The organism is Streptomyces sp. NPDC089799 (assembly GCF_040684755.1).
In the GTDB taxonomy this organism is placed as follows: Bacteria; Actinomycetota; Actinomycetes; order Streptomycetales; family Streptomycetaceae; genus Streptomyces.
In genome coordinates, this window is record NZ_JBFBGR010000003.1 from 89,735 (window position 1) to 102,043 (window position 12,309).

A 12,309-nucleotide genomic window follows, 5' to 3' on the forward strand; every position below is an offset into this window, starting at 1 on the left:
GCGGCAGCCATCTACGCCAGGGCGCGCATCGACAGGTACGAGTGCGACACGACCTGTCCGACCGCCTCGTCATCGGGATTGCCTCCAGCGCCCTGTTCGACCTCACCGACTGCGATGCGGTCTTCCGGGAGCAGGGCGAGGACGCTTACCGGGCCTACCAGGAGACCCACGCGGACCATGTCCTGGGCAAGGGCGTGGCCTTCCCCTTCATCCGGCGCTTGTTGTCGTTGAACGACATCTCGGATCCCGTCGGTCCGCTGGTCGAAGTCATCGTACTGTCACGCAACGATCCGGACACCGGGCTTCGCGTCATGCGCTCGATCGCGGCGTACGGCCTGCACATCAGCCGGGCCATTTTCCACCAGGGACGATCCGCACACCGGTTCATGCCCGCACTGCACATGTCCTTGTTCCTCTCCGCCAACGGTTCCGGCGTTCGCGAAGCGGTGGCCGACGGAATGCCGGCCGGGCACGTACTCAAAACAGAACGAGCCGATGACGACGCCGACCAGGAGCTTCGCATCGCCTTCGACTTCGACGGCATCGACAAGGCCGGGGTGATGCGCGCGCTCGATCCGCAGGTCTTCTTCGACGACCAGGTCTCCCACCTCAACGGCACGGCGCCGGCCACCCCAAGCGTTCACGTACCGTTTGGAGTCGTCAACACATCCTGATCAAGACGGAACCACCGAAAGCTGCGTACCGACGTGCCACGGTGCGCGCTCGCGACCGCTCCCGCCCCCTACGCAGGCTAGCTACTCAACAACCAATGGCGCCGCATCAAACAGAGCCAGAAGCTCGACATGCCCGACGGCATGGTCCTCTACGGCTTCTGCCACTTCTTCGCATCCAACTGCCTCGCCCACCGCATCCCCATCACCGACGTCGCCGAATGGATGGGCCACACGAACCTCGAGATCACCTTCAAGACCTACCGCCACCTCATGCCCGGCACCATCGGCCAAGCAGCGAAGATCCTCAATGCCAACCTGGCTGCGTAGTCGACCTGACAGGAGGGGTGGTCGAGGAGATGGTTTCGGGCGCAACGATGGAGGTCGACGACAGGGCCAACAACAGGGAGTTGATCGCGGCAGGCCATCCCGTCCGGCTGCGGCAGAAACATCCCGACTACGAGGATGAGATCTTCGGTCAGCGCGTGCCCATCGGTCACGTGCAACGCGTCCTGACCGCGCCTCTTGTCACCGAGCACGGGGGTGAAGCCATCAGGCGAGGTCTAGGAGTTGTTCGTAGAAGCCTCCGAAGGCTCTCTCCCGGTCGACGAGGTGCAGCTCGAGGATCCAGTGGCAGGTCCGGCCGACTCGGTCGGTGCGGCGCAGCGGGGTGTCGTTGTCCGGGGTGATGTAGGACTCGACCTTGGCACCGTCGTTCGTCTCGTGCGGGAACTCGCCGACGAGGTGGCCCGCGTGCCGGATGCCAAGGGTCCAGCCGGCCTCGGCGGCCAGGCGCTCGACCTCGGCGTGCAGCTGTCGGCCGGTGATCTCCGGATCGGCGGCGAAAAAGGCTCGGCCCGAGCCGAAGATCCGCGACAGGTCCTCCAAGAGGCGGTGCTTGTGCGGGTCGCCGCCGAAGACGTACGTACGGCCGAAGTCCGCCTCGTACCCCTCGAAGATCGGGCCGAAGTCGGCGCAGGCCACGCCGTCGGGGCCGATGACCCGGTCCGGCGGGTTGTCCCGGTAGGCAGGAGGGTGTTGGGGCCGGAGCGGATGATCCGCTTGTGCCAGTGCTCGGTGGTGCCGAGCATCTCGTTGGCCAGGTCGCGGATCAGATCACTCGCCTCGCGCTCACCGCGCCCCGGGGCGACGAGACCCCGCGGCCCGCTGCTCCGCCAGCACGACGTCTGCGTCGTGCATCGCGTGCACGGCCCGGGCCAGCAGCCCCGTCGGCCGGTCGGGCACGTGCCACAGGTGGGTGACGTCGCCGCCGAATTGGGCGATCAGTGCCGGGAGGGCCGGTCCGAGAGCATCACGTACCCGGCCCGGGCCGGGTACGCCCGCACCATCCAGCTCGTCCCCCGTGATCAGCACGCCGATCTGGGGGCGCGGCCGCACGGCCAGTGAGTCGTGGCCGCAGGCCGCGGCGAGCCCGACCAGCGCGGGGCCGATCCGTGTACCTGCCGGCGCGAGAGGAGTTCCCGCCGAAGCGTCCTCGCCCACGCGCCGAATGTGCCTTCCCGTGGGAAGTACGGGGCCGCGTACCCACTGGTCACCCGTGGGCGCCGCCGCTTCCAGTGGCAGAACGGCGCACGCCCCCGCCGGGACCTGTGCTCCAGTCGAGATCTCAACGCACTCCCCCGCCCCGAGCTCACCTGGCCAGGCCGTGCCCGCCCGTACGGCCGCCCGGACCCGCCACGGGCCGCGGCCGGCCACCGCGTAGCCGTCCATGGCAGCGGTGTCGAATGAGGGGAGCGGGTGCAGGGCGGCCAGTTCCTCGGCCGGAGTGAACCCTGGGGCTTCGGCCAGGTAGACGATACCCGCGACCAGTGGGCGCGGCACGCTGTGCGCGCGCCTCCGGGCCTCGGGCCACGACACCGCCGCGTGCCGTGGTGGCTCGCAGGGGGCAGAGATCGGCGGGGCGGTGACGGGCGCGGCAGACATGAGCACGAGCCTCGACCGAGAGCGTTTCGGGGCGCCGCCGAAAGGGTTGCCGCGGTGCTCCGATCCGCTCACCATCCACGGACCGCGACCGTGAGCTCGAGGCCGCAAGCCCCGAGGCCGCGCACCATCGATGGTGCGCGGCCTCGGATTGATGTCGGACGATCAGGCGGAGGCGAGGGAGATCTCGGTCGACTTGATCAGCGCCACGACGGAGGTGCCGGAGGACAGGCCGAGGGCCTCGACGGCGTCCTTGGTGATCGCCGCGGTCAGCTCGCCGCCCTCGACGGAGACCTTGACCGAGCCCATGGCGCCACCGGTCGAGACGTCGGTGACGGTGCCCGCGAGCTGGTTGCGGATGGAGAGGCCCTCGACGGGGCCGGTCGCGAGGGCGACCTCGGTGGCCTTCACCAGCGCCTTGACGGAGGAGCCCTCGGCCAGGCCCAGGTCCTTGGCGGCGTCGGTGGTGATGGCGGCGGTGATGTCCTGGCCGCCGGTCAGGCGCACCTTCACCGTCGTCATGGCCTCGCCGGTGGTGACAGCGGTGACGGTGCCGGCGATCTGGTTGCGGATGGACAGGCTCATGGAAACACGCCTCACAAAGTCGGAATCGAAGCAGCAGGCACTTCTGTGACCTGCGCCACGCCCGACACTATCGGATAAAGAATCATGACAGGACCGCACCCATCGCATTCACCAGCCAAATGGCCGCAACCTCCTGGCGTATCCGAGGAGGGCCGAAGACCTCGGATTTCGAGGACTCTCAGACCTCTGACCTGGGACGTTAGACCTGTGCGAGCGAGTCGTCCCGCGCTATGGGACAACGCCAGGAAATTGCAGATACGGTGCCACTAGTGGTCTTGTTGCGGCAAATACAGTATTGGCCTCCCCACCCATACCGCATTTGCGCGGGGCCGGATAACCGAACTGGAGAAAAGGTCCCCGTGTTCTCTCTCCGAGCCTTGCGGCGACGCCAGGCACGTTCGCCGGCAACCTGCCGGGCGTCACCCAGACCCTGCCGCTCCAGGTCTACCTGCTGCTCCAGGACTCCCCGAGGCCGCGACCTCCCCGTCCCTGCTTCTGCTCGCCGTAGCGATGGCGGTGTTGATCGCGCTGCGCGGCCGCTGGACCGCCGGGCACGCCGAACTCCGGCTCGGCGAAGACGACGTGACATCCCTTGGCGTGGCCTGGGTGCCCCAGGACGGAGCCCTGTTCCCTCACCTCTCCGCGCTCGGCAACACCGCCTACGGTCTGCGCGCACAGGGTGTGTCGCGGGCCGAGGCCCGGACCCGGGCTCAGGTGTGGCTCGACCGGCTCGGCGTGAGCCACCTCGCCGGACGGAAACCCGCTCAGCTGTCCGGGGGCCAGGCCCAGCGGGTAGCGCTCGCCCGAGCACTGGCTGCCCAGCCTCGGCTGCTGCTCCTGGACGAACCCCTGGCCGCGCTCGACCAGACGACCCGGGCTAGGGTCCGCCACACTCTGCGCACCCACCTGGCAGGTTTCGGCGGAGTCTGTCTCATCGTCACCCACGACCCGGTCGAGGCCGTTTCCCTGGCAGACCGTGTCCTCGTACTGTCCGACGGCCGTGCCCTCCAGGACGCGCCGCCAGCGCACGTCGCCCGCAATCCGCGCTCCCCCTGGGTGGCCCGCATGCTCGGCCGCAACGCATGGCCGGGGACCACGACGGTGGACGGGCTCAAGATGGCCGCCGGCGGTTCCGTGGTGGTCGCGGATCCGGTGGCGGAAGGCTCCGAGGCCCTGGCCATCATCGCCCCCGAATCCGTCTCGTTGCACCGCGAGGAGCCGGCCGGCAGTCGGCTGCGCGTCCTCGTCACCTCTCCGGCCGCCGCCGACGTCGTCGCGGAGATCACCCCTCAGGCGGCCGCCGAGCTGACCATCGCCGATGGCACACCAGTGTGGTGCAGCGTGAAGGCCACGGAGGTCACCCTCGTCATGCTCTGAAGCCCGACCAGTCGGACTCAGGCTTCCATCAGAGACTGGGCGACGTAACCGCCCGAACGGATTCCGCCGGGCACGGCGAAGACCGCGGACGTCTCGTGGACCAGGTAGCGGGACAGGGCGTCGCCGCGGGACAGGCGCTGCTGGACAGGGATGAAGCCGGTGCGGGGGTCCGGCTGCCAGGCGGTGAAGAGGAGTCCGGCGTCCGGGGTGCCGTCGGCGCGCAGGCCGTCGTGGTACGACCAGCTGCGCCGGACCATGGTGGCGCCGTTGTTCGAGGCGGATGCGGCGAGCCGGATGTGGGCGTTGGCGGCAATGACCGGGACCCCGTCGGGGCGGACAGCGGCGAGGTCGACGGATGTACGTTCTGTGCCGCCGGTCAGCGGGGCTCCATCGGCGGCACGCCGGCCGAGGGCCTGTTCGCGGTGCGGCAGCGGCAGGGTGTCCCAGTGGTCGAGCAGCATCCGGATCCTCCGGATGACGACGTACGAGCCGCCCACAAGCCATGGCGGTACGCCCTCACCGGAGAGCAGGGCGCGCGTGGGTTCCGGATTGTTGGTGCCGTCGATCTGGCCCATCAGGTTGCGGCGACCATCGGCGGCCGTGAAGCCGGTCATGGTCCAGCGCAGCTTCGCCTCGCCGTGGGCCAGGCGCTGCAAGGTGCGCAGGGCGTGGGCCGTGACGAAGGCGTCGTCGGCACCTATCTGCACCAGGAGATCCCCGTCGCTGCGAGCGGGGTCGAGCTGGTCCTCGGGGAAAGCCGGCAGGGGGGCGAGAGCCTCGGGGCGGGCGGCGGCCAATCCGGTGCGGTCGAAGAAGCTCGGGCCGAGGCCGAAGGTGAGGGTGAGGCGCGCGGGACGGGTGTCGGCCAGCGCCCCCGTCTCGACCGCCCGCGACCCGGGCGGCTCGAGCCCCGGAGGCACGGCCTCGCCCCGGGTGAGGTGTTCCGCAGCTCCCGTCCAACGGAGCAGGAGGGCGGCGGCCCGACCCCGGTCGGAGCGGGCCCCGAGGTCAAAGGCGGCAAGCCGGACGTGGCTTTGGCGAGACGTCAGTACCCCTGCCTGGGAGGAACCGTGGAACGGGACGACGGCCGGACCGGTGCTCCCGTCGCCGCCGCGCAGTACTGCGGCGGTGGCGGCCCCGCCTCCGACGAGCGTCGCCAGTCCTCCCACGCCGAGCAGCAGCCGCCGGGAGACCCGCGTACGCCTTTCCCCGGGCGTACGCGGCGGGGAGGGCGATGCCGCTTCGGCGCATGCGTCGGCATCGGCGGCCGGAACGGGCCGCGGGCCGCGCTCCTCGCTGCCCGTCGCGTCCGGCTGCTGGTCAGCTTCCGGCACCGGAGGCTCCGCCGGTGCCGTCGACGGCCGCGTCCACGGTGCCCACCCACAGCTGGTTCAGCTCGGAGACGTATCGGCCGCCCTTGCTGTCCTGCGGCACCACCAGCCGCGGGCCGGCGGCGTCGTCGAAGGGCTTGCCGTCCTCCGAAACGGCCAGCAGGACCTGCGACTTGGCGAAGCCGGGGTCCAGCTCGGCCCAGGCGAACACCGCGCGGTAGTCGCCGCCGCCGGTCGCCGCCACCACGCCGCGCAGCTGGCCGTTCTTCTTCGAGGCGTCGAAGCGCGGCTGCGCGTCCTTGAGTACGTCGTGCAGCAGGACGCCCTGGTAGGTGTGCTTCTGCTGACCCTTGGCGCTGGTGTACTCCACCTCCACCGACACCTGGGGCAGACCACGCAGCGAGGCGAGCGTCACGGTGTACGGCTTGTCCACCTGGCCGGCGACCCGCACCTCGCCGGGCTTCAGCGCGGGCAACGGGGACGCCGCGCCCGAGGCGCCGGCTCCGGCGGCGGGCGACGAGGCGGCCGGCGAGCCGGTGGCCTTCGCCGGAGTGTTGTCGCCACAGCCGGCGAGCATCAGAACGGCGACGGCGGCCACAACGGGCAGCGATGCGCGACGGACCACGAGGGGGCTCCTCTCTAGGGCTGGGCTCGCCACGATCACCGCACGAACCCTGTTGAGCTCGACCGCGTCTGCGGGCTTGATCAGCTGACCCAGCTGGTAAATGCAGGGAGTAAGATATCGAACAAACCGCACCTGCCAGCCACTACTCGAAATCTCTCCGGAATCTCCAGACCCGATGCGCGGAGACGGTCGGATTCCACAACCCGCACCTGCCTGCCTACGCGCCGTCGCCCTCCTCGTACGAGTGACGCTGCTCCGTCCACGGGTCGGCGATGTTGCGGGAGCCGCGCCCCCACCAGGCGCAGCGGGAAACCGTGTTCGGCGGTGAGCGGCTCGCCGTTGTGGCGGGTTCGGAGTGGATCCCGGGAACGCCTTCGTACTTGTCAATCGCGCGGATCCCCAGGATCCATCGGGCCCGCCACCCCTCCCCCAGCATGCGGCGCAGCGGCCGTCCGGCATGTCAGAGCCGCAGCGACCGGTCGGTAGCAAGAGACGATCACCGCAGCATCTGCCAGGAAGGAGAGTTCTCGTGAGTACCGATGTACTGACTGGCCTGCTGTTCTCATACGGCACTCTGCAGTCCCCGCAGGTGCAACTCGACCGGTTCGGCAGACTGCTGGAGGGCGAACCCGGCACACTGCCCGGCCACCGGGTCACTCATGTGCGGATCACCGATCCGGAAGTAATCTCGGTCAGCGGTAGCGACCTGCACCCTGTGGTCACTCCCGCCGCCCAGCAGGACGCCGTTGCCGGCACCGTATTCCGGCTCACCGATGCGGAGTTCGCCGCCGCCGACGACTACGAGACCGACGACTACGTACGCACGCGGGTCACCCTCGGCTCGGGCGCCACGGCTTGGGCCTACCTGAGCGCGAACGTGTCACCCGCGCGCGATGGCGGGCCGGACGCCGCCTGCTGACTGCGCACGGCATTTCGCGAACCGACCCCGGTTGAGGTTCCCATTGCAAGCCGCGCTTGCGACATGGCCCCGTGCATCGAAGAACCCATGAGGGCGAACGGCTGCCTACTCCTCCTGACCGGCGCACGCCGACCGGATCTCCTCCAGCAGCTCTGGGTAGTGCTCACCGTACGTGCTCACCGCTTGGAACACCGCGTTCAGTGACGCCTTCAGGGGGTCGGGCTCGGCGGCGGCGAGTACGGCGGGAAGAGCGAAGTAGGCCTGCAAGATCGGCAGGGGGCCGCCCACATTCCGGCGGTCGCCCGCAAAGACGGACGAGTGCACCGTGTCGGAGGAGTGTTCCGCCGGGGCGCCGTCCCCCACATCCCCGGCCGGTGTCGGCCTGTCGCCGCCGGGCGCCGGCGGTAGGAGCGCGCTCAGTCCCCGGCCCGGGTCCTGCCGCCTGGGCCCCTTGTCCTCCGGTTCCATGACCACGAGCGCCGTCCGCGTCCACCCGGCCCCCGCCGGGAATGTCAGCACGCGGTAGGGCGGTCGCTCCGGAGGTACCGCCTCGAGCACCGACCGACTCGGGACCTGCGGATCGCTGCTCAGCGTCTCCCACATCCGGCTCATGTCGTCAAACGGCGGTGGTAGCGGACGCCCCTCGGTCAACGCCGTGAGCGCCTGGGCCACCCACGAGACGCCGGTCAGACCCGCCGCCTCGCAGGCCCGTCGGGCGGCCAGCACCGCGATCGCGCGCTGGACCCCGGAATCCGCGCCATCGAGCGCGTGGACCAGGTCACCGTCGAAGGGGAGCAGACCGTGGACATCGCCACCGACGCCGCGCAGTCGCTCGCTCGGCAGTCGGCCGCCCCACTGCCATAGCTCGAAGCGCAATCGCTGCTCCTCGGCGGCCAGCTCTTGCGCCTGACGGGCCAGGCGTTCGGTCTCGGCGCGCTGCTCCGGCGTGGGGGGCGGCGGAAGTGCGCGCGCGTGGCGGTGCCAGTAGGCGGCCTGCTGCGAGGTCTGGCGGACCACGCGGTCCGCGCGGGGCGGCGCGGGCCAGAACTGCAGGAGGTAGCTTTCGCCATGTGACTCCCCCGACATCCGGGTGTCGAGTTCCCGCCCCTCGTCCATACCCTGGGCGCAATAGCGCACGCGGTAGTCGGCGCGGGCGAGGTTCAGGTCCCAGGCGGCTTCACCGGCCCACTGGACCAGACTGGTGCGTTGCGACACCGGGCGGAAGGAGACCTCCACCACGTCCTCCCAGACCGGGTCCAGCAGAGGCTCCTCGTCGTGCACTTCCACGGCGAAGCCGACGTTGCCCGTGTGCAGGCCGGTGATCAGGAAGAGAGCACCTGGGACCGCCGCCCCGCACAGTCCCCCGCTCTGGCCTGCGAACGTCTCGGAGAGGTTCGGGATCGGATCGTCCGGGTCGCTCGACACGTAGATCTGACCATAGTGAACGTGCACCTCGCCTGTGACCGGCCTACGCACAGCACCCCTCCTCTGACAGCCGACGGCCTCGAACCCCACGATCCGACAGGCCGTCACATGGTGCGCATCTTGCCTTGGGCCACTGACAACCGGGTGCCGGGCTGCCGTGAGATGCAACGGCTCTTGGCAACCCTTCCCCGCAGGACTGTCAACTGTCGTGGCGTGCCCACTGTGCGGCCCGGACTGTTCCCTGCTGAATGTCCTGCCGGGGCAGTTGGAGGTCGAAAGCGTCTTCGAGGGCGTGGAAGTACAGCTCGAACTCGTCGGTCAGTCCGGGGTGGTCGAGTTCCGCGCGGCGTATGGCCTGGTTGAGGAAGTCGAGCCGGCCGCCTCGAAAGAAGGGGGCGCGGCCGCGGTCGTACCACCTCAATTCCCGGGCGCCCCAGCCGTCGTCGACGCGACGGCCGTCTCGGATGTATTCGAAGGTGTAGATGCCCCTCGCGGGGACGGCGTTCAGCTGGACCGACTCGGTGACGCCGAGACGCGCGAGAGCCTGAGCATCGGGCCCGAGGCCGGGTGTCTGGTGGTACATCAGGAACGCCCAGCCGCCGCCCTGCCCGAAGCAACAGGTGTCCTGGACGATGTCCCAGTAGTCGAAGGTCCCGCCGTCCATGTCGCGCAGATCCGCCAAACGGGTTCCGGCGGCGATCTGAGTGGGGTCGGCTCCGTGGAGCAGGGCGATCTGTTCGGCGTTGACGCTCTCACCACGGAAGAAGGAGAGGTGGCTGTACGGGTCGCGCTCTCGCCAACCGTCGGCGATCCAGGCGAGGCGCTCCAGCGGGTCGCGTCCGCACGCGGTGGAGGGCTGGGTCCCGTCCATGCCGCCGCTGCGGAATCTGCTGCCCCAGGCGGGGTTGATCCGGTCCAGCAGCGCGGCCTGCCCGACGACGAGATTGGCCACCGGGCCGCGGCCCGGGGACCTGGCCGCGATGTGCTCCGCTAGCCTGCGGACCGCGTCCTCGGCGGCGAAATACAACACCTGATCCAGATCCTGGGTAACAAAAACCTCCTGGTGGGGACCGGTGTGGCCGCGCACCGTGCCGGTCTCGTCCAGGACCAGGAAGAGACCACCGCTGCGCAACTCGCCCACGCGCCGCTCATACTGGTCGGGAGAGGTACCGGTAGGCGGGAGCATCGCCTCGTCGAGCACGTCAGATCCCACGACCACCTGGTGCCAGGCCCTTTTGAGTGTGTGCACCGATATCTGCATGGGCGTCAGTATGCGATCGGGCACTGACACGATCGGCTGATCAGCGGTAACACCGTCATGGCCCGGCGGTCTTCACCAGGTCGCTGCGCGGCACCGGCTACCACCCCAGCACCTCGGCGGCCGGCAGTACCGGGACCAGCACCATCCCCGTGCCGAACATCAGTTGGGGCCAGTCCAGGCTCCCGGAGAATCCCCACAGCATGGTCGTCGGGGTCGCCGGAATCAAGGGAAGACCACCACCCAAAACAGCAGTGGCAGCGACGCACGCAGAGGACGGCAATCGCGTGGTCATCGGTCGGCGCGTTCCCTCTTCCGGCGTCGGCGGGTTCGTCAGTTGATGCCGAGGAGTTCGGTATGGGTGCCGGCAGTACCGTGGTATTCGTCGATGAGGCGGATTTCCAGGATCCAGCGGGCTCGCCACCCCTTGTCCAAGGTGTGGCGCAGGGGCTGGTTGTTGTCGGGGCAGATGAACTGGGCTGGCCGCGCCTCATTCCGCGGGCCGGGGACGGTGCCCGTCATGCGTCCAACATGCCAGGAACCCAGGGACCGGTCGGCGGCGGTGGCCAGGGCCTGTATCCGTGAATGGAGTTCCCGGCCGGTGATCGCCGCCGCGGAGCGGAACATGTCCTGGGCCGCGGTGGCGACGGCGGTGAGGTCGTGTACGAGACGGCGGCGCTGCGGGCAGTTGCCGAGGACCACGGTGCGGGCGAATCCCGTTTCGTACGGGCGGAGCAGCGGCTCGAAGTCCACGACGACCACGTCGTCCGCGCCGATCACCCGGTCCGGCCAGCCGCCCCCCAGCACGGTGTTCGGGCCGGATCGCACGAACCGTCCTCCCATCAGACCGGCGCGCAGTCCGAACTCCTCCTCGGCGATGCGGGCGATCCGCTGGTCGGCCTCTCCCTCCCGGCGTCCCGGCACGATGACGTTCGAGGCGATCACCGCGTCGAACACGTACTGGGCCATGCGCTGGGATTCGGTCAGGTGCAGGGTGCGCAGCTGAGCGTCCATCCGGTCCAGTGCCACCATCGCGTGCTCCCTTGTCGTGCCGGTCCCGCGCATCACCGCGGGTCCGGCTGCCCGGCGCTACCGGCCCTGGGCCGGGCGCGCGGTGCCCCAGGGTCGGGGCGTGGCGAGAAGACCGGGCCCCCGCGCGCTGACTACCGATACCATCGCGCGTCGGGGCACCTCGTCAGGTCCTCGGGGCAGGGGAAGCCGCTCGCCTGCTCCGGGCCGGTGTGCCCTCAGCCAATCAACGGCACCCCGAGCGGAACCACTGGATCCGAATACGAGACGGTTCACTGCGCGGGGCGCGGCCCTGGCGGAACGACCAAGGGCCGATCTGCCACAATGGTTGGGATTTGCAACCATGGAGTGCTCTTTTCGCTTGCATATGCCAGCCCCCTGAGGTCGTGGAGAACGTCGTGGAGATTCCGGTCCTGCCGCCGGGGCAGCGCGTGGTCAGGGGGTGGCCCGTTTCCCACTACGGCCCGGTGCCCCGCTTCCGGCCCGATCGGTGGAACCTTCAGGTGTTCGGCGCGACCGCGAGCGGGACGACGTACTCGTGGTCCTTCAAGGAGGTCCTGGAGCTGCCCACCGCGACGGTCACCACCGATCTGCACTGCGCCTCGGGCACCAGCACGCTCGGGCACGAGTTCTACGGAGTGCCCGCCGCCCTCCTGCTCGAACTGGCGCCACCGGCTCCCGAGGTCACGCACGTCATGGCTTGGGCCGAGTACGGCTACAGCGCCAACCTGCGCCTCGCGGACTTCTACGGCGAGCAGACCCTCATGGCGACCCACCACGCCGGGGAGCCGCTCACTGTCGAGCACGGGTTCCCGCTGCGCCTGGTCGTGCCGCACCTCTACGGCTACAAGGGCCCCAAGTGGCTGCGCGGGATCGAGTACATGACCCAGGACCGGCGCGGCTTCTGGGAGGAACGCGGCTATCACAACATCGCCGACCCTTGGACGGGCAGCCGGCACTCCTATCAGGAGGACGAGGCAGGGTGAGCGGGCTGTCCCCCGCTCCGGCTGCGGCCGGGTGCGCAGGGGAAGAACGGATTGCCCCTGCCCACCCGGCCGTCGCGCCCCGAGGCCATCGCGGTAGCCGGGGGCACGTCACCGTCGGCCTGAGCGGGTGCGGCCCGCGTCGGCCAGGTGAACCTAACAGCG

The 12,309-nt window shown here is 69.8% G+C and carries 11 protein-coding genes and 4 pseudogenes; 5 read left to right on the forward strand and 10 right to left on the reverse strand.

Translation table 11 applies throughout. The features are described from left to right. Positions 1-41: 41 nt before the first annotated feature. Together AB0O36_RS03575 and AB0O36_RS03580 are read left to right on the forward strand one after the other, a co-directional pair. Positions 42-674 (forward strand): 5'-nucleotidase, encoded by a 633-nt coding sequence (locus AB0O36_RS03575; protein ID WP_365103488.1) that lies wholly within the window; start codon positions 42-44, stop codon positions 672-674. Positions 675-803: 129 nt separating this feature from the next. Beyond that, a complete protein-coding gene (locus tag AB0O36_RS03580; protein WP_365103490.1) occupies positions 804-1,001 on the forward strand; it encodes a hypothetical protein in 198 nt (65 codons plus the stop codon). A 222-nt stretch (positions 1,002-1,223) separates the two neighbouring features. Here AB0O36_RS03580 and AB0O36_RS03585 read toward each other — a convergent pair. The 3 genes and pseudogenes from AB0O36_RS03585 to AB0O36_RS03595 form a co-directional block, all read right to left on the reverse strand. After that, positions 1,224-2,069: pseudogene (locus AB0O36_RS03585) on the reverse strand (M24 family metallopeptidase). A 27-nt stretch (positions 2,070-2,096) separates the two neighbouring features. Then, positions 2,097-2,690 (reverse strand): annotated as a pseudogene (locus AB0O36_RS03590) (molybdopterin molybdenumtransferase MoeA); the annotation flags it as partial. 87 nt (positions 2,691-2,777) lie between these two features. Then, positions 2,778-3,197: a TOBE domain-containing protein gene (locus AB0O36_RS03595; RefSeq protein WP_365103492.1), complete on the reverse strand. Its 420-nt coding sequence runs from the start codon at positions 3,195-3,197 to the stop codon at positions 2,778-2,780. 394 nt (positions 3,198-3,591) lie between these two features. On the opposite strand from AB0O36_RS03595, the pseudogene AB0O36_RS03600 reads away from it, so the two are divergent. Beyond that, positions 3,592-4,574, forward strand: a pseudogene (locus AB0O36_RS03600) (ATP-binding cassette domain-containing protein); the annotation flags it as partial. 17 nt (positions 4,575-4,591) lie between these two features. Here the strand turns inward: AB0O36_RS03600 and AB0O36_RS03605 are convergent. From AB0O36_RS03605 to AB0O36_RS03615, 3 genes and pseudogenes are all read right to left on the reverse strand, one after another. Continuing rightward, positions 4,592-5,908: a Dyp-type peroxidase gene (locus tag AB0O36_RS03605; RefSeq protein ID WP_365103495.1), complete on the reverse strand. Its 1,317-nt coding sequence runs from the start codon at positions 5,906-5,908 to the stop codon at positions 4,592-4,594. After that, positions 5,895-6,530: a molybdopterin-dependent oxidoreductase gene (locus AB0O36_RS03610; RefSeq protein ID WP_365103497.1), complete on the reverse strand. Its 636-nt coding sequence runs from the start codon at positions 6,528-6,530 to the stop codon at positions 5,895-5,897. Before AB0O36_RS03610 ends, AB0O36_RS03605 begins: the two co-directional genes overlap by 14 nt. Before the next feature lie 217 nt (positions 6,531-6,747). Then, positions 6,748-6,880: pseudogene (locus tag AB0O36_RS03615) on the reverse strand (sulfite oxidase-like oxidoreductase); the annotation flags it as partial. Positions 6,881-7,059: 179 nt separating this feature from the next. Between AB0O36_RS03615 and AB0O36_RS03620 the strand changes: the two are divergent. Beyond that, positions 7,060-7,449, forward strand: a complete 390-nt coding sequence (locus tag AB0O36_RS03620) for a gamma-glutamylcyclotransferase family protein (protein WP_365103499.1) — start codon at positions 7,060-7,062, stop codon at positions 7,447-7,449. Positions 7,450-7,554: 105 nt separating this feature from the next. Here AB0O36_RS03620 and AB0O36_RS03625 read toward each other — a convergent pair whose 3' ends face one another. The 4 genes from AB0O36_RS03625 to AB0O36_RS03640 form a co-directional block, all read right to left on the reverse strand. Continuing rightward, positions 7,555-8,925 (reverse strand): hypothetical protein, encoded by a 1,371-nt coding sequence (locus tag AB0O36_RS03625; protein ID WP_365103501.1) that lies wholly within the window; start codon positions 8,923-8,925, stop codon positions 7,555-7,557. Between the two features lie 148 nt (positions 8,926-9,073). Next, positions 9,074-10,087 carry a hypothetical protein gene (locus tag AB0O36_RS03630; protein ID WP_365103504.1) on the reverse strand — a complete coding sequence of 338 codons (1,014 nt, stop codon included), beginning with the start codon at positions 10,085-10,087 and terminating at the stop codon, positions 9,074-9,076. Positions 10,088-10,232: 145 nt separating this feature from the next. Then, positions 10,233-10,361: a hypothetical protein gene (locus tag AB0O36_RS03635; RefSeq protein ID WP_365103506.1), complete on the reverse strand. Its 129-nt coding sequence runs from the start codon at positions 10,359-10,361 to the stop codon at positions 10,233-10,235. Between the two features lie 104 nt (positions 10,362-10,465). Beyond that, positions 10,466-11,164: a M24 family metallopeptidase gene (locus AB0O36_RS03640; RefSeq protein WP_365103509.1), complete on the reverse strand. Its 699-nt coding sequence runs from the start codon at positions 11,162-11,164 to the stop codon at positions 10,466-10,468. A gap of 395 nt (positions 11,165-11,559) precedes the next feature. On the opposite strand from AB0O36_RS03640, the gene AB0O36_RS03645 reads away from it, so the two are divergent. Then, positions 11,560-12,147 carry a molybdopterin-dependent oxidoreductase gene (locus tag AB0O36_RS03645; RefSeq protein ID WP_365103511.1) on the forward strand — a complete coding sequence of 196 codons (588 nt, stop codon included), beginning with the start codon at positions 11,560-11,562 and terminating at the stop codon, positions 12,145-12,147. Positions 12,148-12,309 lie beyond the last annotated feature (162 nt).

Excerpts from the sequence above, each read along its gene's own strand:
- AB0O36_RS03640 (WP_365103509.1), bottom strand. The coding sequence starts at position 11,164 with ATGGTGGCACTGGACCGGATGGACGCTCAGCTGCGCACCCTGCACCTG.
- AB0O36_RS03580 (WP_365103490.1), top strand. The coding sequence starts at position 804 with ATGCCCGACGGCATGGTCCTCTACGGCTTCTGCCACTTCTTCGCATCC.
- AB0O36_RS03595 (WP_365103492.1), bottom strand. The coding sequence starts at position 3,197 with ATGAGCCTGTCCATCCGCAACCAGATCGCCGGCACCGTCACCGCTGTC.